Origin of the sequence: Streptomyces avermitilis MA-4680 = NBRC 14893, assembly GCF_000009765.2 — a bacterium.
Lineage (GTDB): Bacteria > Actinomycetota > Actinomycetes > Streptomycetales > Streptomycetaceae > Streptomyces > Streptomyces avermitilis.
In genome coordinates this window covers 4,695,849-4,719,078 of the sequence record NC_003155.5, presented here as the reverse complement: position 1 = coordinate 4,719,078, position 23,230 = coordinate 4,695,849, and the positions used below count along the sequence as shown (strand labels likewise).

The following is a 23,230-nucleotide window of genomic DNA, read 5'->3' as shown; positions in this document are numbered from 1 at the left end:
GGGGAGGTGGCAGGCAAGTGGTGGATCAGCTGACGCAGCACGATCCGCGGCGGATCGGGCCGTTCGAGGTGCTGGGACGGCTGGGTGCGGGCGGCATGGGGCTGGTCTATCTCGCGCGCTCGGCCTCCGGCCGACGTGTGGCGATCAAGACGGTCAGGACGGAGCTCGCCGAGGACCAGCTGTTCCGGGTCCGCTTCACGCGTGAGGTCGAGGCGGCCCGCGCGGTCTCCGGCTTCTACACGGCGACCGTGGTCGACGCCGACCCGCGCGCGGCGGTGCCGTGGCTGGCGACCGCGTACGTTCCCGCGCCCTCCCTCGAGGAGATAGTGACCGAGTGCGGGCCGCTTCCGGCCCAGGCGGTGCGCTGGCTGGCCGCGGGCGTCGCGGAGGCGCTCCAGTCGATCCACGGTGCCGGACTCGTGCACCGCGACCTCAAGCCGTCGAATGTGCTGGTGGTCGAGGACGGGCCGCGCGTCATCGACTTCGGTATCGCGTCGGGCGTTTCGAACACGCGTCTGACCATGACGAACGTCGCCGTCGGCACGCCCGCCTACATGTCGCCCGAGCAGGCGAAGGACTCGCGCAGCGTCACCGGCGCGAGCGACGTCTTCTCGCTCGGCTCCATGCTCGTCTTCGCCGCCACCGGGCACGCCCCCTTCCACGGCGCCAACCCGGTCGAGACGGTCTTCATGCTGCTGCGGGAGGGCCCCGACCTCGAAGGTCTTCCCGACGAGCTGCGGCCCCTCATCGAGTCCTGCATGCAGATGGAGGCCACCGGCCGCCCCAACCCCGCCGACCTCCAGGCCCAGCTGGCCCCCCACCTCTTCGGCTCCGGTTCCGACGACAGCGGTACGGCGTCCGCGTGGCTGCCCGAGCGGGCGGTCGGCCTGATCGAGGCCCGCCGCGGCGGCCGTCCGGCCATCAAGCCGCCGGCCGGCGGAAGCCAGGGCGGTGCCGGAGGCCGCAGCGGAGCGCGGCCCGTCGTACCGCCCCCGCCCTCGCACGACCCCGTTCCGGTGGGCGTCGGCGCGCCCGACGCCGGCCCCGTGCGGCTGGCCGGTGCCCCGGTGCCCATCGGGCCGGGACCGCGCGTCGCCGACGCCCGCGCCGCCGCCGTCAAGGCGCCTCCTCCCGAGGCGGGCCTCGCCGCGTCCTGGTCCCGGCCGCGCCCCGGCGTCAACGGCGCCGAGCCGGTCCCCGCGGTCGCCCCGCCGGTCGCTCCCGCGGAGTCCGCGTCCGGCTGGCGCCCCTGGCGTTTTCGCATGTCGAACGATGTCTGGGGCACGCCCGCCGTCGCCGACGACCTGGTCTACGTCACCTCCTTCGAGGTGCACGCCCTGGACGTGGCGACCGGCCGCCGCCGGTTCAAGACGCGCGACGTCGCCTGGTCGATGTCGGTCGCGGACGGCCGGGTCCACGCCTCCGACGGGCCGACGCTCTTCGCCCTGGACGCCCGCGAGGGCGCCGACCTGTGGCGGCTGTCCACGGACGCCTGGGTGTACGCGCTGAAGGCCGACCGGGGAACGGTGGTCACCGGCACGCGCGGCGGCGGCGTACAGGCCTGGGAGGCAGCCAACGGGCAGAAGCTCTGGGAGATCACCGGGGCCCAGCAGGACTTCGAGTCCCCGGAGGCCGGCCCCGTCGTCCACGACGGCACGGTGTTCGTCTGGAAGGACGCCCGGCTGCGCGCCCTGGAGGCCCGTACCGGCGAGGAGCGCTGGTCGTACCCGATCGGTGACGCGGCGTCCTGCGGCGGCGTACCCGTGCGGCTCACCCCGGCCCCCGACGGATACGTGTACGTGTCCGCCGGCACCCGGGTCCTGGCCGTCGACATCGCGGGCGGCCATGTCCGCTGGCACTTCGAGGCACCGGCGGTGTTCCTGTCCCCGCCCACGTTCGTGCCGGGCCCCGCGGTGGCGGGCGGCGGCATCTACCTCGCCGACTACCTCGGCACGGTGTACGCCCTGGACGCGACCGACGGGCGTGACCGCTGGCGCATCGCCACGGAGTCGCGCGCCTCGCTCGACCCCGTCCTGGTCGCCGCCGGTCACGTCCACGTCGGCAGCGGCAAGGGCCTCTACACCCTGGACGCCGTCACGGGCACCCCGAAGTGGCGCTTCCAGGCGGGCGGCGACATCGTGGGCGCCCCCGCGGTCGCCGAGGGCCGTATCCACTTCGGCTCCACGGACCACCTCCTGTACACGCTGAAGGCGGACGACGGCCGGCTGCGCTGGAAGCTGGCGACGGGCGGCGAGATCACCGGCGCCCCGGTGGTCAAGGACGGCGTGGTGTACGCGTGCAGCAAGGACCGCTGCGTGTACGCACTGGACGCGGAGAAGGGGACGGGGACGGCGCGGACCGCCTAGCGCCGGCGCGGGGAACGGCCCGGCGCCCGTCCGGCGGGTCAGGCCCGGACAGGCGCGGGGAGGCTGGGCGCAGGGCCCGCGGTGCTATCGGTTCAGGAGCGGGGAGGGCGACCTTCCCGGAGATCCGTTCCGGGCGCCGTTCATCCGTTGCCGAGCGCGAGGATCAGCTTGCCGGTGTTCTCACCTGAGAACAGCTTGAGCAGGGTCTCCGGGAACGCGCGGACGCCGCCTTCGACGATGTGCTCCCGCGAGCGCAGGCGGCCGTCCTTCAGCCATCGGGCCAGCTCGGCGCTCGCCTGCGGGTAGCGGTCCTCGTAGTCGAAGACGACCATTCCCGTCATCGACGCCCTCGCCGCCAGCAGGGCCATGTAGTTCGCCGGACCGGGCGGCCGCTCCGTGGCGTTGTACTGGGACATCGAGCCGCAGATGACGATGCGGGCGCCGCGGGCCAGGCGGGTCAGCACCGAGTCCAGAGTCTTTCCGCCGACGTTGTCGAAGTACACGTCGACTCCGTCCGGCGCGTGCTTGCGCAGCGCGTCGCGAAGGTTCTCGGACTTGTAGTCGATCGCCACGTCGCAGCCGAACTCGTCGACGATCGTCCGGCACTTCTCGGGTCCGCCCGCGACGCCGATGACCCGGCAGCCGTGGATCCTCGCGATCTGCCCGACGACGCTGCCGACCGCTCCGGCGGCGCCGGACACCACGACGACCTCGCAAGCTCGTCGACGTGGGCCTGCTCGACCGAGTGCAGTACGCCAGCGATCCGGACCGCTACGAGTACCGCCTGACGGCCGCCGGCCGGGAGTTGTTCGGAGCGATCGTGGTGCTCATGCGCTGGGGCGACACCCACCTCGCCGGGCCGGAGGGCCCGCCGATCGTGCTCACGCACCGGACCTGCGGCGAGGTCACTCATCCGAGGCTCACCTGCGATGTGTGCGGTGAGGAAATCACCATCCACAGCGTCACGCCCAGCCGCGGGCCCGGGTTCCTGGAAGCCGATCCCGCGCCGCCCGAGGACCCGGCACGCTCCGAGAGGAACTCATGATGTCGACGGTACTGTCAGGCCACCCGGCGTCCGGCGCACTTCACGCGGACGACCGGCCACTCATCGTCGGGCTCGGGGGAACGGCACGCCGCGGTTTCTCGTCCGAGGTCTGCCTGCGCACGGCACTCGAAGCGGCCGAGCAGGCCGGCGCGCGCGTCGAGCTCTTCAGCGCCGACGCCCTCGACCTGCCGATGTACCAGCCCGCGAGCAGCCATCGCACCGAGCGCGCCGTCGCGCTGGTCGAAGCCGTCAGGGCGTGCGACGGGCTCATCCTCGCTTCGCCCAGCTACCACGGCAACCTCTCGGGACTCGTCAAGAACGCCCTCGACTACTTCGAGGACCTGCGCGACGACGCGCGGCCCTACCTCGAAGGGCGCGCCGTCGGCTGCATCACGTGCGCGGCCGGCTGGCAGGGGACGGTGGCCACGCTCACCAGCCTGCGCGGGATCGTCCACGCCCTGCGCGGCTGGCCGACCCCGCTCGGGGTGACGGTCAACTCCGCGACACCGGTGGTGGTCGACGGGGCGATCGAGGACGCCGGGCCTCGGCAGCGCCTGGGCCTGCTCGGCGAGCAGGTCGTCGGCTTCGCTCACGCGCGCCGCGGCTGACACGGCGGTCGTGCACCGCGGGTGTGTGCGCTTGTACCGCTGTCGGTGGCCTTGAGTAGGGTGCTGGCATGTACACACGGGGGCGTACTCTCAAGTTCGCAGCGGTATTGACCATGGTGGTTCTCGCGCTGACCGGGTTCTCCAGGGGACGCGGTCACGGCGGCCACGGCGGCCACAGCGGTGGTGGCGGTTGCAGCAGCTCCAGCCAGAACCACGACAGTTCGTCGTCATCGACATCGGGTGGCGGCTCGTACAGCTCCGGATCGACGACATCGGGTGCGGGGAGCGACGACTCCTACGACGATTCCTACGGCGACTCGGACGACGACTCTTACAGCAGCGGCAGCAGCAGTAGTGGCAGCAGTGGCGGCAGTACCTACAACCGCCGCCCCACCCACCGTTCCAACCCCACCTCCTCCAGCGGCGACGGCGATGACGAACCGCTGAAGGACGGCACGGCGAGGGTGGTGAGCTGTGCGACCAAGAAGGCGCCCTACGCGACCGTCGAGGTCAAGAACCCCAATGCACGTAAGGGCACCTTCTGGATCACGGTCACCTTCAAGGACAAGGACGGCCTTGAGATAGTCGACCACTACGCCGATGTCCGGGTGCCGGCGAAGGGGAAGGCGACCGTCGACGTGGAGGTGGGCGGCGCGGGTCTCGTCGACTACGTCGACCACTGCGACGTCGATCCGGTCGCCGAATCGTCGAGCTGACGGACCACGTCGGCCGTACGCGGGGTGCGCTGCTAGGGTGACCGGACTCCCGCCGGTGGATCTCGTTCCGCGGCGGGCTGTTTCCTGGGCCTGAGAGCCCTTGCGCTGTTCGCGCACCCCAATCCAGCGATTTTCAACGGGGGTTGAAAACGTGCAACTTCGTCATGTCCGCGCCATCGCCGTCTTCGGTATCGCCGTGGTCGCCCTCACCGGAGCCCGGGGCTCCCACGGCGGCGGCTGCCACAGCGACAGCGGCGGTTCCGGCAGTTCGTCCTCGAGCGGCGGCGGATCCACCGGCTCCACCGGCGGCGGCGCCTACAAGGACGACAACGACTCCACGACGACCGGCGGTTCGAGCGGCAGCGGCTCCACCACCGGCTCCACCACCGGCGGCGGCAAGGCCACCGACCCCGCGAAGGACGTGAAGATCGAGACCTGCGTGTTCGACGACGCGCGCGGCATCGTCGCCCACGTCAGCGCCACCAACTCCAGTGCGAGCACGACGTACACGTACAAGTTCAGCGTCACCTTCAAGGGCCCGGACGGCTCGGTCGTGCGCACCAGCAACTCCACCATCCCCTACGTCTCCGCGAACTCCACGGACACGCTGGACGTGGCGGCGTCTTACGTCCCCGCCGCCGGGCAGAGCGCGAGCGGCAGCACCTGCAAGCTGAGCGCTGTGACGCGTACGGCGGAGTAGGACGGCCGAGGGGCGGGCCGTGCGGTGCCCGCCCCTCAGTCCCTCAGATCCTCTGCTCGCCCCGCAGCCCGGTCAGGAAGTCGACCAGCGCCGCGTTCACCTCGTTCGGTCGCTCCTGCTGTGTCCAGTGTCCGCAGCCCGGCAGCACCAGCGGCTCGCGGCGCAGGTTGGGCATCAACGCGGGGAGCTTCTCGATCAGTTCGGCCGTGCCGGGGAACGCGGGGACGGCATCCCGGTCGCCGTACATGTACAGCGCCGGCGGGCTGACGACCGCGCCCTGCCAGGCCGCCGTCAGCTCCCAGTTGCGGTCGAGATTGCGGTACCAGTTGAGCGCCCCGGTGAATCCGGGCGCGAACTCCTCCGCGAACACGTCGAGGTCCGCCTCCGTGATCCACCCCGGCAGCACCTCGGGGTCGGGCATCCCGTCGAGGAAGCCCCGCCCCGGTGCGACCAGCGGCTGCCGTCCGCTGCCCGCGCCCGGGGCGTCACCGGAGGCCGAGTACAGGAACTTCCGCAGCGAGCCACGTGCGTCCCGCCCGAACTCGGCGTCGGCGACACCTGGCTGGGCGAAGTAGTTCCAGTAGAACTGTCCGTCGAACATCTCGTCCATCGCATCCAGTGGCGGCCGCTCGCCCCGGAACGGCGGCGGCACGCTCAGCCCCGCGACCCCGCGCACGACATCGGGCCGCAGCAGCGCGGTGTGCCAGGCCACCGGCGCGCCCCAGTCGTGCCCGACGACGTACGCCGTCTCCTCCCCGAGGGCGTGGATCAGGCCGATCACATCGCCGACGAGGTGCAGGATGGTGTACGCGTCCACGCTCTCGGGACGGTCGCTGCGCCCGTATCCGCGCTGGTCCGGGGCGACCACGCGGAAGCCGGCGGCCGCCAGTGGCCCGAACTGATGGCGCCATGAGTACGAGGACTCGGGGAAGCCGTGCAGCAGCACGACCAGCGGTCCCTCGCCCTGCTCCGCGATGTGCAGCCGGATGCCGTTCACGTCGATCATGCGATGGTTGACCATGATTCGAGCATACGGGTGTGCCATGCATCCGCATTGCTAGCGCAACCTGTGCTCGCGGCTTCGTTCCCCGAACAGCTCCGCCTGTCGCTCACCCGGCAGATTTCCGAGCGCGATCAGGTGCGGCGCCTGTGCGTATCCCGCGGTACGGGCCGCCTCCTTGGCGGCCCACAGCGCCCGCACGGTCCCCTGTACGGCCTCGGTCGGGCAGCCGGCGATGACGGCCGCGCACCGCGTTGCAGCCGCCAACGCCTCCCCGGGTGCCGTCACCTCGGACACCAGCCCCACCTCGTACGCCCGCCGCGCCGAGATCCGCTCCGCCGTCCCCATCAACGCCATCCGCGCCGCCTCCCCGTACGGCATCCGCTGCGCCATGAGGACCGACTCGTACGCGCTGACCATGCCGTACGTCGTATGCGGGTCGAAGAAGGTCGCGGTCGAGTCGGCGACGACGAACTCGCTCTCGCCGAGCAGATAGAAGGCGCCGCCGCAGGCCATCCCGTTCACGGCACAGACGACGGGTTTCCACAGGTCGTTGGACTTGGGCCCGACGGTGAGGAGCGGATCGTCGGCCATGTAGGGCGAGGTGGGCTGCGGAACGTCGACGCCCCGGTCGATGCCGGTGCAGAACGCCCGCCCGCCGGCTCCGGTCAGGACGACGGCCCGCACCGAGTCGTCGCGCCGCAACGCGCTCCACACGGCGGCGAGTTCGGCGGCCGTCTCCAGATCGATCGCGTTGAGCCGCTCGGGCCGGTCGAGGGTGACGACGGCGACGCCGGTGTCCTTGTCCGCGACGACGCGCAGGGTCATGGCCGCTCCAGTACCCACTGGGGCAGTCCGGCGCTGCTGAAGACGGCCTGCACCCTGGCGCCGATCCGCACGCGTTCCGGCGCGACACCGTCGAGCGGCGCGTCGGCCTCGCTGACCAGGTTGCCGACCAGGCGTATCCGGGGTGCTTCGGCGAGCTCGACGACGATCACGTTGTACGGGGCCTGCGCCGCGTACTCCGGCAGGAGCGGCGGGTGGGGGACGACGTACGACCAGACGCGCCCCTTCCCGCTCATCAGCCGCCACTCGCTCGCGAAGGACCGGCAGTGCGGGCAGCAGGGACGGGGCGGGAAGCGCGGCTCGCCGCAGTCGGCGCACGCCTGGACCCTCAGCTCGCCCCGGGCGGCGTACTCCCAGAAGGGGGCGCCGTCGTCGTCCACGACCGGTGTGAGCATCTCAACTCCTCAGGAGAAGTGCGGACGTCGGTACGCCTTCGCCGGCCGTGACCAGGCAGGTGGCGGCGCCCGGGACCTGGGCGGTGCTCGTCCCCCGCAGCTGTCTCACGCCCTCGTTGATGAGGTTGAACCCATGCACATACGCCTCGGACAGGCCCCCGCCCCCCGTGTTCAGGGGCAGCCGGCCGCCGATCTCCAGCGCACCGCCCTCCGTGAAGGCCCCGCCCTCCCCCCGCCCGCAGAAGCCGTAGCCCTCCAGGGACAGCGGTATCAGCGGGGTGAACGCGTCGTAGATCTGCGCGACATCCACGTCCTGCGGGGAGAGGTCGGCGTGCTTCCACAGGTGCCGGGCGGCCGTCCAGGCGGGGCCGGTGAGCGGATCGTCGTTCCAGTAGTTGACCATGCCGTGGTGCTGGGCGGGCAGGCCCTGGGCGGCGGAGTGGATGTAGGCGGGCCGTTGCGGACAGTCCCGCGCCCGCGCGGCGGAGACGACCACGCACGCCAACGCCCCGTCCGTCTCCAGGCAGTTGTCGAAGAGGCAGAGGGGCTCACTGATCCACCGGGAGGTCATGTACATCTCGCGGGTGAGCGGGCGGTCGTACATGATCGCCGCCGGGTTCTGGTTGGCGCGGTTCCGGCAGGCGAGGGCGACATTGAAGAGGTGGTCCCGGGTCGCCCCGTACTCGTGCATGTAGCGGCGGGTCAGCATCCCGATCTCGTCGGCCGGTCTGAGGAGGCCGAAGGGACGGGTCCACTGGGCGGGGGTGGGGAGTTGGGCGCTGGTGTTCTTCCACGGCCGCGGCCCGCTGCCCCGCTTGCGCGACCGCCAGGCGACGCCGACCGTGGCCTGCCCGGTGGCGATGGCGGCGGCGAGATGGGCGACGGTGGCACAGGAACCGCCGCCGCCGTACCCGACCTTGCTGAAGAAGGTCAGGTCCCCGAACCCGACCGCCTTCGCCAGCTGGACCTCGTCGGTCTCCTCCATCGTGTAGGAGGCAAGGGCGTCGACCTCGCCCGGGGCGATTCCCGCGTCGTCGAGGGCGGCGAGCACGGCCCGGCAGGCCAAGGTCCGCTCGTCCTCGGGGAGGTGCTTGGCGAAGGGTGTCTGACCGATACCGACGATCGCGGTGGCGTCCTTGAGTCCGGCCATGCTGGATATACCTCCGCAGAGTGCCCACGGTGAACCGGCAGTTGTCGCAGCCGACAGTGCTGGCTGACAGGGCGTCAGGCTACAGCTAATCTGACGGTCAGTCAGCTAGTGAGTGCGGGGAGGCCGTTCGTGCGCGGAGACGTGGAGTGGGGCAGCATCCCGGGCCTGGTGCGGTCGTCCGCGGAGCGGTACGCGGATACCGAGGCGGTGGTGGAGGGCCGTACGAGGATCTCGTACGCCGAGTTGGGCGCCCGGGTGGAGCGTGCGGCGGCGGCGTGTATCGCCAGCGGGGTGGGTGTCGGCGACCGGGTGGGCATCTGGGCGCCGAATTCGCTGGACTGGATCGTCTCGGCGCTGGGCGCGGTGTCGGCGGGCGCGGTACTGGTGCCGCTGAACACGCGCTTCAAGGGGAGCGAGGCGGCTTATGTTCTGCGGCGGAGCGGGGCGCGGTTGCTGTTCGTGACCGGGACGTTTCTGGGCACGTCGTACGTGGCTTCGCTGCGGCGGGCGGCGGGGGAGGGCGAGGGGCTCCGTGGTCCCCTGCCCGGGCTTCCCGCCCTGGAGCAGGTGGTGGTGCTGGCGGACGACGCGCCGGCCGACTTCCGTACGTGGAAGGACTTCCTGGCGAGCGGGGAGGGGGTGGGCGAGGCGGAGACGCGGGAGCGAGCGCGGGGGCTGGACGGCTCGACGGTCTCGGACATCATCTTCACGTCGGGTACGACGGGCCGCCCGAAGGGCGCGGTGATCACGCACGCGCAGACGTTGCGGGCGTACGAGGTGTGGAGCGACCTGGCGGGCCTGCGCCGGGGTGACCGCTACCTGATCGCGAACCCCTTCTTCCACACCTTCGGCTACAAGGCGGGAGTGATCGCCTGCTTGATGCGAGGCGCGACGATGATCCCGCAGCCGGTGTTCAACGTGGACACGGTGCTGGCGAACATCGCCGCGGAACGGGTCTCCGTACTACCGGGCCCGCCTACCCTGCACCAGTCCCTGCTGGACCATCCGGCCCGGGACGCGTACGACCTGTCGGCGCTGCGGCTGGTGGTGACCGGGGCGGCGGTGGTGCCGTTGCGGCTGGTGGAGCGGTTGCGGGGGGAGTTGGGGGTGGGAACCGTGCTCACGGCGTACGGCCTCTCGGAGGCCAGCGGCATCGTCACGATGTGCCGTCGGGGCGACGATCCGTCCGTGATCGCGTCGACGTCGGGGCGCGCGATTCCCGGTACGGAGGTCCGTGTGGAGGCGCCGCTCGGCTCCCCCGGGGAGGTCCTGGTCCGCGGCTTCAACGTGATGCGGGGCTACTTCGAGGACGAGCGGGCCACGGCGGCGGCGCTGACGGAGGACGGCTGGCTCAGGACGGGCGACGTGGGCGTCCTGGACGCGTCCGGCAATCTCCGGATCACGGACCGGATCAAGGACATGTTCATCGTCGGCGGCTTCAACGCCTACCCCGCCGAGATAGAGCAACTGCTCGGCCTGCACCCGGATGTGGCGGACGTGGCGGTGATCGGCGTACCGGACGCACGCCTCGGCGAGGTGGGCAAGGCGTACGTGGTCCGCCGCCCGGGTTCCGTCCTGACGGGGGACGACCTGATCGCCTGGTCCCGGCGCGAGATGGCGAACTACAAGGTGCCGCGGGCGGTGGAGTTCGTGGGGGAGCTGCCGCGGAACGCTGGCGGGAAGGTGGTGAAGGGGGAGTTGCGGGGGCGGTGAAGGGCCTGGAGAGCGGGCTTCCCGGCGCGCCTGGCAGGGGGTGTTCCGCACGGCCCGACCCGCGCGCACTCCCGGTCCTCCCGCACGCCACGGCCGGCGACGAGTCCGGGTGCGGTGCCGGCGCCGGACACACGTCGGCCGCGGCGGCTCCCCCTCCGCGCCGCCGCGGCCGATCCCCGTGTGGGAAAAAGGTCTAGGTGGGGTTGGACGTGATGTGCGTGTTGTCCGGAGTGGTCTCGCCGTCGTCCTCGACATCGGTGATGTGGGTGTTGAGCGGCTTGATCTCCGTGCCCGCCTCGGCGTCCGTGATGTGCGTGTTGAGCGGCTTGATCGTCGTGCCGGCCGCAGCATCGGTGATGTGCGTGTTGAGCGGCTTGATCTCCGTGCCGGCCTCGGCGTCGGTGATGTGGGTGTTGTCCGGCTTGACGACCGTCTCGTCCTTCGTGATGTCGCTCATGATGGTGCCTCCCCATGGTGATTGCCGTTGAACTGTGGAGAGCCCACCCGGCCACTCCCCCGAGGGTGGCCGGGTGGGCCACTCGAGTCGCCCACCCTAAGGTGCGAGTGCGGCGACCTCACCGGCGGTCCGTCTGCCCCCCGACGCGACGGATCGACAACCAAGAGAGTGCCTGGCCGCGATAAACGAACGATGAACGCCCTGCCCGGTGTCAGGCAGCGGCGGCCGGAGCCAGCAGTGCCTGCACCTCGGCGGCCTCGGGAGAGTTCAGTTTCACGTAGATTTCGAGGGCCTCGCGCCAGCAGACCTGAGCCCTGCCGGGCTGGCCGATCCCGTTCAGGGACTTGCCGAGCACCGTGAGCACGTTGCCGCGACGCCACTCGCCGCCGATCCCCCGCAGCAACGCCAGCGCCATCTCGGAGTTGGCCGCCGCCTGCGCCGGGCGCTGGGCCAGGAGATCGACCTCGGCCAGCCGGAAGAGGGTCATCCCCTCCCACAACCGCTGACGGCTCGCGCGGAAGACCTGGAGCGCCTCCCGGAGACGATGGGTGGCGTCGGCCGGCCGGCCGCTCTTGCTGAGGGCCATCCCCAGCGCGTAGCGGCCGTTGGCGACCTTGAGGGAATGCCCGAGCTCCTCGTACATCTCGGTGCCCTGCTGGGCGAGATCGACGGCGCTGTGGGCGCGATCCGTCTCCAGGTGCAGCCGGGAGAGATTGCACAGGGCGGCCGCCGCGCCGGAGCGGTCCCCGCAGGCGCGGAACTCCCGGATGGCCCGCTCCAGGTACTCCTCGGCCTCCGCGTAGCGGCTCTGGTAGAACGCGAAGGCGCCCAGGATGTTCGCCGCCCAGCAGCAGGGCAACGGATCCGCGGCCGCCTCGGAGAGCGCGAGCGCCTGCCGTGCCTCCTGATCGGCCTGGTCGAACAGGCCGGACCAGTGGCGTGCGTTGGCCAGGACGAGGATGGCCCGCCCCTCCGCCCGGCGGTCCGAAGCGACCCGCGCCGCGTCCCGCAGCGCCGTCGCGGCCGCCTCGTACTCCTTGGCGTTCGCCCCCGATTCCGCCAGGTCGACAGCGGCCCACAACAGGTCGACGGCACGCCTGAGCGTCGCACCGCCCGACGACTGCCGTACGCAGGCCAGGAGCGGCACGGCCTCGGAGTAGAGCCAGTCCTGGGCGGCGCGGCGGTCCGGGAAGACCAGTCCCGGGGTCCGGGTCTGCTCCAGGTGATCCACCAGCCGGTCCCCGGGCCGCTCGATGGCGAAGACCTCCGCGGCCGTGGCCAGATAGAAGTCCAGCAACCGCGCCATGGCCGCGTCCCGCTCGCTCGGCGGGTGCTCGTCGCGCTCCGCGCACGCGCGGGCGTAGAGGCGGACCAGGTCGTGGTACCGGTACCGGCCGGGAGCCGCCGACTCCAGCAGGGACGTGTCGACGAGGGACTCCAGCAGGTCCTCGGTCTCCTCGGCCGGGAGGTCGAGGACCGCCGCGGCCGCGGCCAGGGACATGTCCGGGCCGTCCGCGAGGCCCAGCAGGCGGAAGGCGCGGGCCTGGGGCGGGTCCAGCTGGCCGTAGCCCAGCTCGAAGGTGGCCTTCACGGCCAGGTCGCCGGCCTGGAGCTCGTCGAGGCGCCGGCGTTCGTCGGCGAGCTTCGCCGCCAGTACGGAGACGGTCCAGGTGCGCCGGGCCGCCAGCCGGGACGCGGCGATGCGGATCGCCAGGGGAAGGAAACCGCACGCCGCCACCACGTCAAGGGCCGCCTCGCGCTCCGATGCCACCCGCTCCTCGCCCACGATCTTCGTGAAGAGCTGGAGGGCCTCCTCCGGCGACATCACGTCGAGGTCCACGAGGTGCGCCCCGGCCAGGCCCACCATCCGTACCCGGGAGGTGACCAGGGCCGCGCAGCCCTCCATGCCGGGCAGCAGCGGACGCACCTGGGCGGCGTCGCGGGCGTTGTCCAGCAGGACCAGCACGCGGCGGCCGTCGAGGACCGAGCGGTACAGGGCGGAGCGTTCCTCCAGGGAGTCGGGGATCGCCGAGTCCGCGGTGCCGAGGGCCCGCAGGAACGCGCCCAGGACGGTCTCCGGCTCCGCCGCCCGCTGTCCGGCGCCCTGGAGGTCCACGTACAGCTGGCCGTCGGGGAAGGCGGCCCGCGCCTGGTGGGCCACGTGCACGGCGAGGGTCGTCTTGCCGACGCCGCCGATCCCGGCCAGTGCCGAGACCGCCATCACCCGGCCCTCGGCGGACGCGAGCACGTCGCTCAGTTCGGCGACGAAGGCGTCCCGGCCGGTGAAGTCGGGCACCGTGGCGGGGAGCTGGGCGGGGCGTACGGGCGCCGGCGGGGGTTCGGCGGCCGGGCCGGAGGGCTCCGCCAGGCCCGGGTCCGCCTGGAGGATGCGCTGCTGGAGTTCCTTCAGGCCGGAGCGGGGGTCGACGCCGAGTTCCTCGGCCAGCAGGTGCCGGGTGTCCGCGTAGACCGCGAGGGCCTCCGCCTGCCGGCCGCTGCGGTACAGCGCGAGCATCAGCAGCTCGCGCAGCCGCTCCCGCAGGGGGTGCGCGGCCGTCAGGGCGGTCAGCTCCGAGACGGCCTCCGCGTGGCAGCCCTGTTCCAGGTCCATGTCGAGCCGGGACTCCAGGAGCTGGAGCCGCCATTCGTCGAGGCGGGCCCGCTGGGTCTCGGCGTACGGTCCCGGCAGGCTCGCCAGCGGCTCCCCGTCCCACAGGGCCAGCGCCTCGTTGAGCAGGGCGCGGGCCCGGCACAGGTCGCCCGCGGCCTTCGCCTTCTCCGCGTCGGCGGCGAGCGCCTGGGCCAGGGACACGTCCAGCGCCTCCTCGGGCAGGCCGCGGATCGCGTACCCGCCCGACTCGCTGACCATGACTCCGGCCGGCAGTACCTTGCGCAGCCGGGAGGCGTAGGTCCGTACGGCGGCCAGGGCCTGCGACGGCGGCTCGTCGCCCCACAGGGCGTCGATGAGCTCACCGGCCGTCGCGGTGCGGCCCTCGCGCAGCAACAGCGCGGCCAGCAGGGCGCGTTGCTGCGGGGAACCGGTGGACAGCGCTTTCTCCCCGTGCCAGGCGCGGACCGGGCCGAGCACGCCGAAGCGCAGCGCCGCCGATTCCTCGGGACGCCACTGCTCCGGTACTCGCGGCACACCGTCCATCGCTGCCCCCTGCCGAACCGTCCTGACTAGGAGGACAGTTTGCCTTGTTCATGGCGGATGCGTCAGCCGCGGGGGAAAGCGATCACAGGGCGCCGCGGGGGACGTCACAAAGCCTGCACACACTCGCCCCATGACGTCCGCCCCGGGAGTGCCCTCGCACATAGCTGACGGGTCGTCAGATCAGCGCTACCGTGAGCCGTATGGAGACCTCCCGGACCCTTTCGGCCTTCCCGAAGATCATCTCGGTGGACGACCACACGGTGGAGCCCCCTGACGTCTGGCGGGACCGGCTCCCGAAGAAGTACCAGGACACAGGCCCTCGCATAGTCCGCGCGCCTCTGAAGGAAATGACCTTCCTGGGCGGCAAGTTCGCCCCGGTCATGGGCGGTCCCGGCGACGACGGCCCCCTCGGCGACTGGTGGGTCTACGAGGACCTGCACCGGCCGCTCACCCGTCTCGACACCGCCGTCGGGTACTCCCGCGACGAGATCAAGCTCGAAGTCATCACGTACGAGCAGATGCGTCCGGGGTCGTACGACGTCCCGCGGCGGCTCGCCGACATGGACGTCAACCACGTCCAGTCCGCCCTCTGTTTCCCCACCTTCCCCCGCTTCTGCGGCCAGACGTTCACCGAGGCCAAGGACCGTGAACTGGGCCTTCTCGGGGTCAGGGCCTACAACGACTGGATGGTGGAGGAGTGGTGCGGCCCGGACGCCCACGGCCGGCTCATCCCCCTCACCCTGGTGCCCCTCTGGGACGCGCGGCTCGCGGCGGCGGAGGTGCGCCGCAACGCCGCCCGCGGCGTACGCGCCGTGGCCTTCTCCGAGATACCGCCGCACCTGGGCCTGCCGTCGGTCCACACGGACGACTGGGACCCGTTCCTGGCCGCCTGCGACGAGACCGGCACCGTCATCGCCATGCACATCGGCTCCAGCAGCCGCATGCCGTCGACGTCGGCCGACGCCCCGCCGGCCGTCGGCTCCACCATCACCTTCGCCAACTGCTGCTTCTCGATGGTGGACTGGCTGATGAGCGGCAAGTTCGAGCGCTTCCCGAACCTCAGGGTCATGTACGCGGAAGGCCAGATCGGCTGGATCCCCTACATCCTGGAGCGCGCGGACGTGGTGTGGGAGGAGAACCGCGGCTGGGGCGGCGTCGCGGACAAGGTGCACCGTCCGCCGTCCGAACTCTTCGCCGGCCACGTCTTCGGCTGCTTCTTCGACGACGCCTTCGGGCTGCGGAACCTCGACGCCATCGGGATCGGAAACGTCCTGTACGAGACCGACTACCCGCACTCCGACTCGACCTGGCCCAAGTCCCGCGAGGTCGGCGAGGCGCAGATGGGGCACCTGGAGGCGGAGGTGGTGGAGCGGATCGTGCGGGGGAACGCGATCGAGCTCCTCGGGCTCACGGACGACGGGTTGTGGGCCGGTCCCGGCGGTGCCCGTTGAACGGCTCCTTCGCCTACGGGATCCAGCTCCCCGTCCAGTCCCAGAGCACCCTCTACACGGAGGGCTGGGAGGCGGGCGCCGGGCCGGACGACCTCGTGGAGATCGCCCGCACCGCCGACCGCTCCGGTTTCGCCTACCTCGCGGGCTGCGACCACGTCGCGATCCCCCGGCGTCTCGCGAGCGCGATGAGCACCGTCTGGTACGACCCCGTCGCCACCCTGTCCTTCCTGGCCGGTGTCACCGAGCGCGTCCGGCTGCTCAGCCATGTAGCGGTCGTCGGGCTGCGGCATCCGCTCGTCACGGCCAAGCAGTACGCGACCCTCGACCACCTCTCCGGCGGCCGTCTGATCCTCGGGGTCGGCGCCGGGCACGTACGGGAGGAGTTCGAGGCGCTGGGGGTGGACTTCGAGCGGCGGGGGTTCGTGCTCGACGAGTGCGTCGACGCGCTGAGGGCCGCGCTGGGGCCCGACGAATTCCCCGTCCACCACGGCAAGGTGTACGACTTCGAGGGGCTCGGGCAGCGGCCCCGCCCCGCCCAGCCGCGGGTGCCCCTGTGGGTCGGCGGCTCCTCGCCCGCCGCCGTGCGCCGGGCCGCGGTCCGGGGCGACGGGTGGCTGCCGCAGGGGGACCCGCGCGACCGGCTGCCGGAGCAGATCGCGAAGCTGCGGCGACTGCGGGAGGGCGCGGGCATCTCCGACCCGATCACCGTCGGCGCCATCACCGAGCCCCTGTACGTGGGCGGGCCCGGCTGGGACGTCGGCCGCCGCACCCTCGCCGGGCGCCCCGAAGCCCTCGCCGAGTCGCTGCGGGCGTACCGGGCGATGGGCGTGGACCAGATCCAGGTGCGGTTCCGCAGCCGGAGCCGCAGCGAACTCACCGACCAGATGGCCGCGTTCGGCGCCGAGGTGGCGCCGCACCTCACCTAGGGAGACCCATGGGCAAGCTGGACGGACGCGTCGTCCTCATCAGCGGGGCGGCGCGCGGGCAGGGTGAGCAGGAGGCGCGGCTCTTCGTCGAGGAGGGCGCCAAGGTCGTCGTCGCGGATGTGCTCGACGACCAGGGGGAGGCCCTGGCCAAGGAGATCGGGGCCCGGTACGTCCACCTCGACGTCGGTCGGGAGGACGACTGGCAGGCGGCCGTCACGGTCGCGAAGGACGCGTACGGGCACATCGACGGCCTCGTCAACAACGCCGGCATCCTGCGCTTCAACGACCTGGTCGGCACGCCACTCGCCGAGTTCCAGCAGATCGTGCAGGTCAACCAGGTCGGCGTCTTCCTCGGCATCAAGACCGTCGCGCCCGAGATCGAGGCGGCGGGCGGCGGCACCATCGTGAACACGGCCTCGTACGCGGGCCTGACGGGCATGGCGTACGTGGGCGCGTACACGGCGACCAAGCACGCCATCGTCGGCCTCACCCGCGTCGCCGCCCTGGAACTGGCCGCCAAGAAGATACGGGTCAACGCCGTCTGCCCGGGTGCCATCGACACCGCCATGAGCAACCCGTCCCAGCTCGACCCCGGCGCGGACCCCGAGGAGACGGCGCGGGCCCTCAGCGAGCTGTACGGCAGGCTCGTGCCGCTGGGCCGGATCGGCAGGCCCGAGGAGGTCGCCCGGCTGGCCCTCTTCCTCTCCGGTGAGGACTCCTCGTACATCACCGGGCAGCCGTTCGTGATCGACGGAGGATGGCTGGCGGGAGTGAGCGTCATCTGACGTCTCGTCAGCTATTGACGCTCCTCGGGGGCGGTGGAACAGTCGGCTGTGTGAATCTGACGGCACGTCAGATTTGATGGACAAGACTCCTGGGGACGGTGAACCTCCTTGGAATTCGGGCTCTTTGTACAGGGATACGTGGGCAAGCGCGCCGAGACCGACCCGCTCGCGGAACACAAGGCGCTGATGGAGGAGACCGAGTACGTCATCCAGGCGGACACGTCCGGCTTCAAGTACGCCTGGGCGTCCGAGCACCACTTCCTGGACGAGTACTCGCACCTCTCCGCCAACGACGTCTTCCTCGGCTATCTCGCGCACGCCACCGAGCGCATCCACCTCGGCTCCGGCATCTTCAACCCGCTCGCCCAGGTCAACCACCCCGTGAAGGTCGCCGAGAAGGTCGCCATGCTCGACCACCTCAGCGAGGGCCGCTTCGAGTTCGGCAGCGGACGGGGGGCGGGCAGCCACGAGATCCTCGGTTTCATACCGGGCGTCACCGACATGAACTACACCAAGGAGATCTGGGAAGAGACCATCGCCGAGTTCCCGAAGATGTGGCTCCAGGAGGAGTACCCCGGGTTCCAGGGCAAGCACTGGCAGCTCCCGCCGCGCAAGGTGCTGCCCAAGCCGTACGGGAAGTCGCACCCCGCGATGTGGTACGCCGCCGGGTCGCCGCCCTCGTACGCCATGGCCGCCCGCAAGGGCCTCGGCGTGCTCGGCTTCAGCGTGCAGAAGGTCTCCGACATGGAGTGGGTCCTCGAGCAGTACAAGACGGCGGTCGTCGAGGCGCGGCCGGTCGGGGACTTCGTCAACGACAACGTGATGGTGACGACCACCGCCATCTGCGCGCCGACGCACGAGGAGGCGGTACGGATCGCGGTCGGCGGCCAGCTGCACTACCTGCCGTCCCTCGTCTTCCGCTACCACGACACCTTCCCGCGCCCCGAGGGCTTCCCCGTCTGGCCCGAGACGCTCCCCGAGTACAACGAGGAGTTCATCGAGCTGCTCATCGCCGAGGAGCTGCTGATCTGCGGCGATCCGGGCGAGGTGCTGACCCAGTGCAAGCGCTGGGAGCAGGCGGGCGCCGACCAGCTGAGCTTCGGTCTGCCGGTGGGTGTCCCCAAGGAGGAGACGCTCCAGACGATCCGGCTGATCGGCGAGCACGTGATCCCGAAGATCGACACGGATCCGGTGCACCGCACGACCCGTTTCCGGCAGTCCGTCTAGAGGGGGTACGCGCCATGCTCGACCACGTCATCAGGGGCGCGACCGTCGTGGACGGGACGGGCGCGCCCGCGTACACCGCCGACGTGGGGATACGGGACGGCCGTATCGCCGCCGTCGGCACGGTCACCGAGCCGGCCAGGGCCGGCGAGGACGCGGCCGGCCTCGTCCTCGCCCCCGGCTTCGTCGACCCGCACACCCACTACGACGCCCAGCTGTTCTGGGACCCCTACGCGACCCCGTCCCTCAACCACGGGGTGACGACGGTCGCGGGCGGCAACTGCGGCTTCACCCTCGCGCCGCTGAACCCGGACCGGCCCCAGGACGCGGACTACACCCGCCGGATGATGTCCAAGGTGGAGGGCATGTCCCTGGTCGCCCTGGAGGAGGGCGCCCCCTGGAGCTGGCACACCTTCGGCGACTACCTGGACGCGCTGGAGGGCCGGATCGCCGTCAACGCGGGTTTCATGGTGGGGCATTGCGCCCTGCGCCGGTACGTTATGGGCCCGGACGCGGTCGGCGGCCGGCCCACGCGGGAGCAGCTGGAGCGGATGCTGGCGCTCTTCCACGAGGCGATGGACGCGGGTGCGTGGGGCCTGTCCACCACCCAGTCGTCCACCCACTCGGACGGCGACGGACAGCCGGTCGCCTCCCGGCACGCGCGGCCGGCGGAGCTGCTGGCGCTGGCGCGGGCGGTGGGCGAGCACGAGGGAACCCAGATCGAGGCGATCGTCGCCGGCTGCCTGGACCAGTTCAGCGACGCGGAGATCGACCTCTTCGTGGAGATGAGCGCGGCGGCGGGCCGGCCGCTCAACTGGAACGTCCTCACCATCGACGCGGCGGTTCCCGAGCGCGTACCGCGGCAGCTGACCGCGAGCGAGCGGGCCCGGAAGGCGGGGGGACGGGTGGTGGCCCTGACGATGCCGATCCTCACCCCCATGAACATGTCCCTGGGCACCTTCTGCGCCCTGAACCTGATCCCCGGGTGGGGCGAGGTGCTCGGTCTGCCGGTGCCCGAGCGGATCGCGCGGCTCCGCGATCCGGACGTCCGCGCGGAGCTGCTGCGACGGGCGGACAGCAAGGAGGCGGGCGTCTTCCGCCGCCTCGCGAACTTCGGCCGGTACGTCATCGGGGACACCTACAGCACGGCGAACGAGGGCCTGACCGGGCGCGTGGTGAACGACATCGCGGCCGAACGCGGGCAGGACCCCTTCCACTGCCTGGTGGAGATCTGCGCGGCCGACGAACTGCGGACGGTCCTGTGGCCCATGCCCACCGACAACGACCCCGACTCCTGGGCCCTGCGCGCCGAGACCTGGCGGCACAAGGACGTCCTGCTCGGCGGCTCGGACGCGGGCGCCCATCTGGACCGCATGTGCGGAGCCCCGTACACGACCCGGTTCCTCGGCGACTGTCTGCGCGGCCGGAAGCTGGTGCCGCTGGAGCAGGCGGTGAAGATGCTGACGGACGACCCGGCGCGGCTCTTCGGCCTCCGGGACCGCGGCCGGATCCGGGAGGGCTTCCACGCGGACCTCGTGCTCTTCGATCCGGCGCGGATCGACGCGGGCAAGGCCACCCTGGTGCACGACCTGCCGGGAGACAGCCCACGGCTCGACTCGAAGGCGATCGGCGTCACGGCCGTGTGGGTCAACGGGGTCGAGGCGATCAGGGACGACGTGGTGACCGGCGCCGTACCGGGAAAGGTGCTGCGGTCGGGCCGGGACACGCGGACGGTGAGCACCAGATGACTCCGGGGACTCCAGGGAATCCAGCGGCTCCAGTGACGCCTGGGGCGAGCGACGCGCAGCGGCTGTTCATCGGCGGTGAGTGGGTCGCCCCCGACGGCGGCCACTACGAGGTGATCGACCCGGCGACCGAGGCAGTCGTCGGGTGGGCGCCGGAGGCCTCGCGGGACCAGGTGCACGCGGCCGCCGCCGCGGCCCGTGAGGCCTTCGCGGCGTGGTCGCGCACGCCGGCCGAGGAGCGTGCGGCGGTCCTCGGCCGCGCCGCGGAGGTGATGCGGCGCAACCTCGTGCCGTACGCCGAACTGGCCCAGGCCGAGAGCGGCGCCACGACCGGCACGGCGCGCGGCATGCAGGTCGGGGTCGGGGCGGCCCGGTTCAGGCGGTACGCGCGTGTGGAGCCGGCCGAGGAGCCCATCGCCCCGCAGATCAACGAGGCGGGCCCGTTCGGCAGGGCCGCCGTCATGGGCGCCCTCGCGGTACGGCAACCGGTGGGCGTCGTCACCTGCATCACGTCGTACAACAACCCGTGGGCGAACCCGGCGGGCAAGATCGCGCCCGCGCTGGCCATGGGCAACACGGTGGTGGTGAAGCCGGCCCCGCAGGACCCGCTGTCCGTGTACCGGATGGCCGAGGCGCTTCAGGCGGCGGGTGTGCCGCCGGGTGTGGTCAACGTGGTCAGCGGTTCGGGGGCGCAGGCAGGCGAGGCGGCCGTGGACTGCCCGGACGTCGACATGGTGAGCTTCACCGGCTCCACCGCCGTCGGACAGCGCATCGCCGAGGTGTGCGGCCGCGGCATGAAACGGCAGTTGATGGAGCTGGGCGGGAAGGGCGCGGCGCTCGTCTTCGAGGACGCGGACCTGGCGTCGGCGGTCTCGGGGATCGGCACGACGTTCTCGTTCTACAGCGGCCAGATCTGCACGGCGCCGACGCGGGTGCTGGCGCAGCGGGGCGTGTACGACCGCGTGGTCGACCAACTCGCCGCGTACGCCCGCCGTCTGCCGGTCGGGGACCCGCGCGCCCCGGGCACGGTCGTGGGCCCGGTGATCTCGGCGGCCCACCGGGACCGGGTGGAGTCGTATGTCGAGCTGGGCCGCAAGGAGGGGGCGAGGGTGGTGACGGGCGGCGAACGGCCCCCGTGCGCCACGGGGTTCTACGTCGCCCCGACGCTCCTCGCGGACTGCACCACCGACATGAGGGTGGTCCGCGAGGAGATCTTCGGTCCGGTCGTGGCCGTCCTCCCCTTCGACGACGAGGAGGAGGGGATCGAGCTGGCCAACAGCAGCGACTACGGCCTGATCGACTACGTCTGGTCCGCCGACGTGGCCCGCGCCTTCCGCGTCGCCCGCCGCCTCAGGGCCGGCGGAGTCGGCGTCAACACGGTCGGCCGGAACATGGAGGCCCCCTTCGGCGGCTTCAAGAGGAGCGGGGTCGGCCGGGACGTGGGCTCGTACGCGCTGCACGCGTACAGCGAGCTGCAGGCGATCGTGTGGCCGGGGTGAGCCGGCCCCAGTGGCGTCAGTGGTCCCCGTGGTCCCCGTGGTCTCAGTGGTCGTGGGCCAGGTGGAGCTTGAGCAGGTCCACGCCGTAGTCGCCGCCGTTCGGGGTGCGGATGATGGTGTGGATGTGCTGCTGCGTCGGCTTGCCGCCGGGGCCGCCCATGCCGCCGCCGGACTTGGTGCCGTACGCGATCGGGGACTGGGCGTCGTACTCGATGAGCACGACCGGGCTGTGGACGCGGTAGTAGAACGGGGAGGTGTCCTTGGTCGCGCCGATCCAGTAGAAGTACGTGTCGTCCAGGTGCTTCTCCACCTCCGTCATCTTCACCTCGGCGTGCCCGTCGTCCATGTAGCCGACGTAGACGCGCACCAGGTCGAGCAGCTTGTCCCGCTGCGCGTCGGTGAGCTGGGAGCCGGCCAGGCCCTGGTAGGCGAGCTTGAGGTTGTCCTGGCCCGCGCCGGCCTTCATGTTGTCGCCGGCCTTGGTCTCCGAGGAGACGACCTTCTTGCGCTGCGCGTCGGTCAGGGAGCGCAGCATCGTCAGACCGGCCTTCGTCTCCGTCCTGAAGGTGACGATCTTCTCGCCCTTGTACGTTGCGGACGTCGGCTCGGAGCCCATGAAGGTCGGCGTCATGACGACCTGGTCGCCCAGGACGAAGTAGTTGATGGCCACGTGGTGGCCCTCGTACTGGAAGCCCCAGGGTTTCGTGGTCGACGGGGTGCCCATGATCGTGAAGAAGTAGGCGCCCTCGGTGAGGGTCTCCTTGCCGCCACCGCTGTACTCGCCCAGGAACGCGTTGAGCTTCATGATGTTGCGGGTCTGGGTGAGCCCGTCGGCGGACAGGGCCGCGCCGAGCAGCGCGTAGCCGAGGTCGCGCTTCTTGGCCGTGATGTCGCCCATGCGGACGCCCTCGCGCTGGTATCCGTCGACGTTGCTCCAGGCCAGCCATTCGTCGGCCTGCACATCGAACAGGGTGGCCTTGCGTTCCTTCTGGGAGAGCCCGTCCAGGAAGGCCTGCGCCGCCTTGACCACCGCGTCGGTGGAGACGTCGGTGGCGTGGACGGAGTACAGGCCGTCGGCGGCCTTGCCGTCGGTGGTGACGCCCGTGAAGTCGTCGTACTTGACCTCACTGGCGCCGGGGCCCATCCCGCCGGCGCCTCCGCCGGGCCCCCCGGAGGGGGCGCCCGAGGGGGCGCCGGACGGCATGCCGCCCGGCGCCCCGGAGGCCGAGGCGGAGCTCGACGCGCCGGAGGAGCCCGCGGAACAGCCGGTCATGGTCGCCACCGCGGCGACACCGCCGGCGAGCAGCGCCTTGTTCATGAACCACCGGCGACTGCGCTCGGCTTCGGGAGTGCGGGGTGTGTGTCCGTCCATGCGCCCCAAGCTCCACGACGGAGATAAAGCGCCGGTGGGGGAAACCTGTGAGGCGGCCATGAGAGGCGTGGCCGCCCC

Annotated in this window: 19 protein-coding genes and 1 pseudogene; 12 read left to right on the top strand and 8 right to left on the bottom strand. The window is 71.7% G+C overall.

Translation table 11 applies throughout. The features are described from left to right. The first annotated feature begins 17 nt into the window (after window positions 1–17). Entirely contained in the window at window positions 18–2,366 is a 2,349-nt protein-coding gene (afsK, locus tag SAVERM_RS19715) for a protein serine/threonine kinase AfsK (RefSeq protein WP_010985247.1), read from the top strand. Window positions 2,367–2,506: 140 nt separating this feature from the next. Here the strand turns inward: afsK and SAVERM_RS19710 are convergent. Continuing rightward, window positions 2,507–3,079: pseudogene (locus SAVERM_RS19710) on the bottom strand (zinc-binding dehydrogenase); the annotation flags it as partial. Window positions 3,080–3,093: 14 nt separating this feature from the next. Here SAVERM_RS19710 and SAVERM_RS19705 point away from each other — a divergent pair. The 4 genes from SAVERM_RS19705 to SAVERM_RS19690 all read left to right on the top strand — a co-directional run bounded on the left by SAVERM_RS19705 (window position 3,094) and on the right by SAVERM_RS19690 (window position 5,435). Continuing rightward, the gene (locus tag SAVERM_RS19705; RefSeq protein WP_010985245.1) at window positions 3,094–3,411 is read left to right on the top strand and encodes a winged helix-turn-helix transcriptional regulator; all 318 of its coding nucleotides are present in this window, start codon (window positions 3,094–3,096) and stop codon (window positions 3,409–3,411) included. Beyond that, window positions 3,408–4,019: an NADPH-dependent FMN reductase gene (locus SAVERM_RS19700; RefSeq protein ID WP_010985244.1), complete on the top strand. Its 612-nt coding sequence runs from the start codon at window positions 3,408–3,410 to the stop codon at window positions 4,017–4,019. The genes SAVERM_RS19705 and SAVERM_RS19700 overlap by 4 nt, the downstream gene beginning before the upstream one ends. A gap of 68 nt (window positions 4,020–4,087) precedes the next feature. Continuing rightward, window positions 4,088–4,735 (top strand): hypothetical protein, encoded by a 648-nt coding sequence (locus SAVERM_RS19695; RefSeq protein WP_010985243.1) that lies wholly within the window; start codon window positions 4,088–4,090, stop codon window positions 4,733–4,735. A gap of 151 nt (window positions 4,736–4,886) precedes the next feature. Next, window positions 4,887–5,435 carry a hypothetical protein gene (locus SAVERM_RS19690; RefSeq protein ID WP_052082282.1) on the top strand — a complete coding sequence of 183 codons (549 nt, stop codon included), beginning with the start codon at window positions 4,887–4,889 and terminating at the stop codon, window positions 5,433–5,435. 43 nt (window positions 5,436–5,478) lie between these two features. Here the strand turns inward: SAVERM_RS19690 and SAVERM_RS19685 are convergent, their stop codons facing one another. Genes SAVERM_RS19685 through SAVERM_RS19670 form a run of 4 tightly spaced genes read right to left on the bottom strand, consistent with a single transcriptional unit; the run spans window position 5,479 to window position 8,826 of the window. Then, window positions 5,479–6,456, bottom strand: coding sequence for an alpha/beta fold hydrolase (locus tag SAVERM_RS19685; protein ID WP_037644711.1), 978 nt, complete (start codon window positions 6,454–6,456; stop codon window positions 5,479–5,481). A 36-nt stretch (window positions 6,457–6,492) separates the two neighbouring features. Continuing rightward, window positions 6,493–7,263: an enoyl-CoA hydratase/isomerase family protein gene (locus SAVERM_RS19680; RefSeq protein ID WP_171033178.1), complete on the bottom strand. Its 771-nt coding sequence runs from the start codon at window positions 7,261–7,263 to the stop codon at window positions 6,493–6,495. Then, window positions 7,260–7,676, bottom strand: coding sequence for a Zn-ribbon domain-containing OB-fold protein (locus tag SAVERM_RS19675; RefSeq protein ID WP_010985239.1), 417 nt, complete (start codon window positions 7,674–7,676; stop codon window positions 7,260–7,262). Before SAVERM_RS19675 ends, SAVERM_RS19680 begins: the two co-directional genes overlap by 4 nt. Before the next feature lies 1 nt (window position 7,677). Next, complete coding sequence (locus SAVERM_RS19670) at window positions 7,678–8,826, bottom strand: lipid-transfer protein (protein ID WP_010985238.1); 1,149 nt, start codon at window positions 8,824–8,826, stop codon at window positions 7,678–7,680. A gap of 129 nt (window positions 8,827–8,955) precedes the next feature. Between SAVERM_RS19670 and SAVERM_RS19665 the strand changes: the two genes are divergently transcribed. Then, a complete protein-coding gene (locus SAVERM_RS19665) occupies window positions 8,956–10,539 on the top strand; it encodes a FadD3 family acyl-CoA ligase (RefSeq protein ID WP_010985237.1) in 1,584 nt (527 codons plus the stop codon). 193 nt (window positions 10,540–10,732) lie between these two features. Here SAVERM_RS19665 and SAVERM_RS19660 read toward each other — a convergent pair whose 3' ends face one another. Together SAVERM_RS19660 and afsR are read right to left on the bottom strand one after the other, a co-directional pair. Further along, on the bottom strand, window positions 10,733–10,996 hold the full coding sequence (locus SAVERM_RS19660) for a hypothetical protein (RefSeq protein WP_010985236.1): 264 nt from the start codon (window positions 10,994–10,996) through the stop codon (window positions 10,733–10,735). Between the two features lie 211 nt (window positions 10,997–11,207). Then, window positions 11,208–14,150, bottom strand: coding sequence for an SARP-family global regulator AfsR (afsR, locus tag SAVERM_RS19655; protein ID WP_010985235.1), 2,943 nt, complete (start codon window positions 14,148–14,150; stop codon window positions 11,208–11,210). Between the two features lie 200 nt (window positions 14,151–14,350). Between afsR and SAVERM_RS19650 the strand changes: the two genes are divergently transcribed. The 6 genes from SAVERM_RS19650 to SAVERM_RS19625 all read left to right on the top strand — a co-directional run bounded on the left by SAVERM_RS19650 (window position 14,351) and on the right by SAVERM_RS19625 (window position 21,780). Beyond that, on the top strand, window positions 14,351–15,601 hold the full coding sequence (locus tag SAVERM_RS19650; protein ID WP_037644713.1) for an amidohydrolase family protein: 1,251 nt from the start codon (window positions 14,351–14,353) through the stop codon (window positions 15,599–15,601). Continuing rightward, on the top strand, window positions 15,598–16,527 hold the full coding sequence (locus SAVERM_RS19645) for an LLM class F420-dependent oxidoreductase (RefSeq protein ID WP_010985233.1): 930 nt from the start codon (window positions 15,598–15,600) through the stop codon (window positions 16,525–16,527). Before SAVERM_RS19650 ends, SAVERM_RS19645 begins: the two co-directional genes overlap by 4 nt. Before the next feature lie 8 nt (window positions 16,528–16,535). Further along, entirely contained in the window at window positions 16,536–17,312 is a 777-nt protein-coding gene (locus SAVERM_RS19640; protein ID WP_010985232.1) for an SDR family NAD(P)-dependent oxidoreductase, read from the top strand. A gap of 108 nt (window positions 17,313–17,420) precedes the next feature. Then, window positions 17,421–18,539, top strand: coding sequence for an LLM class flavin-dependent oxidoreductase (locus tag SAVERM_RS19635; RefSeq protein WP_078234405.1), 1,119 nt, complete (start codon window positions 17,421–17,423; stop codon window positions 18,537–18,539). Window positions 18,540–18,553: 14 nt separating this feature from the next. Next, complete coding sequence (locus SAVERM_RS19630) at window positions 18,554–20,284, top strand: N-acyl-D-amino-acid deacylase family protein (protein ID WP_010985230.1); 1,731 nt, start codon at window positions 18,554–18,556, stop codon at window positions 20,282–20,284. Beyond that, window positions 20,281–21,780 carry an aldehyde dehydrogenase family protein gene (locus tag SAVERM_RS19625; protein ID WP_010985229.1) on the top strand — a complete coding sequence of 500 codons (1,500 nt, stop codon included), beginning with the start codon at window positions 20,281–20,283 and terminating at the stop codon, window positions 21,778–21,780. Before SAVERM_RS19630 ends, SAVERM_RS19625 begins: the two co-directional genes overlap by 4 nt. 43 nt (window positions 21,781–21,823) lie before the next feature. Here SAVERM_RS19625 and SAVERM_RS19620 read toward each other — a convergent pair whose 3' ends face one another. Continuing rightward, entirely contained in the window at window positions 21,824–23,152 is a 1,329-nt protein-coding gene (locus tag SAVERM_RS19620; RefSeq protein WP_037644719.1) for a DUF3500 domain-containing protein, read from the bottom strand. Between the last annotated feature and the right edge of the window lie 78 nt (window positions 23,153–23,230).

Excerpts from the sequence above, each read along its gene's own strand:
- SAVERM_RS19700 (WP_010985244.1), top strand. The coding sequence starts at position 3,408 with ATGATGTCGACGGTACTGTCAGGCCACCCGGCGTCCGGCGCACTTCAC.
- SAVERM_RS19695 (WP_010985243.1), top strand. The coding sequence starts at position 4,088 with ATGTACACACGGGGGCGTACTCTCAAGTTCGCAGCGGTATTGACCATG.
- SAVERM_RS19685 (WP_037644711.1), bottom strand. The coding sequence starts at position 6,456 with ATGGTCAACCATCGCATGATCGACGTGAACGGCATCCGGCTGCACATC.
- SAVERM_RS19680 (WP_171033178.1), bottom strand. The coding sequence starts at position 7,263 with ATGACCCTGCGCGTCGTCGCGGACAAGGACACCGGCGTCGCCGTCGTC.
- SAVERM_RS19675 (WP_010985239.1), bottom strand. The coding sequence starts at position 7,676 with ATGCTCACACCGGTCGTGGACGACGACGGCGCCCCCTTCTGGGAGTAC.
- SAVERM_RS19670 (WP_010985238.1), bottom strand. The coding sequence starts at position 8,826 with ATGGCCGGACTCAAGGACGCCACCGCGATCGTCGGTATCGGTCAGACA.
- SAVERM_RS19660 (WP_010985236.1), bottom strand. The coding sequence starts at position 10,996 with ATGAGCGACATCACGAAGGACGAGACGGTCGTCAAGCCGGACAACACC.
- afsR (WP_010985235.1), bottom strand. The coding sequence starts at position 14,150 with ATGGACGGTGTGCCGCGAGTACCGGAGCAGTGGCGTCCCGAGGAATCG.
- SAVERM_RS19650 (WP_037644713.1), top strand. The coding sequence starts at position 14,351 with ATGGAGACCTCCCGGACCCTTTCGGCCTTCCCGAAGATCATCTCGGTG.
- SAVERM_RS19640 (WP_010985232.1), top strand. The coding sequence starts at position 16,536 with ATGGGCAAGCTGGACGGACGCGTCGTCCTCATCAGCGGGGCGGCGCGC.
- SAVERM_RS19630 (WP_010985230.1), top strand. The coding sequence starts at position 18,554 with ATGCTCGACCACGTCATCAGGGGCGCGACCGTCGTGGACGGGACGGGC.
- SAVERM_RS19625 (WP_010985229.1), top strand. The coding sequence starts at position 20,281 with ATGACTCCGGGGACTCCAGGGAATCCAGCGGCTCCAGTGACGCCTGGG.
- SAVERM_RS19620 (WP_037644719.1), bottom strand. The coding sequence starts at position 23,152 with ATGGACGGACACACACCCCGCACTCCCGAAGCCGAGCGCAGTCGCCGG.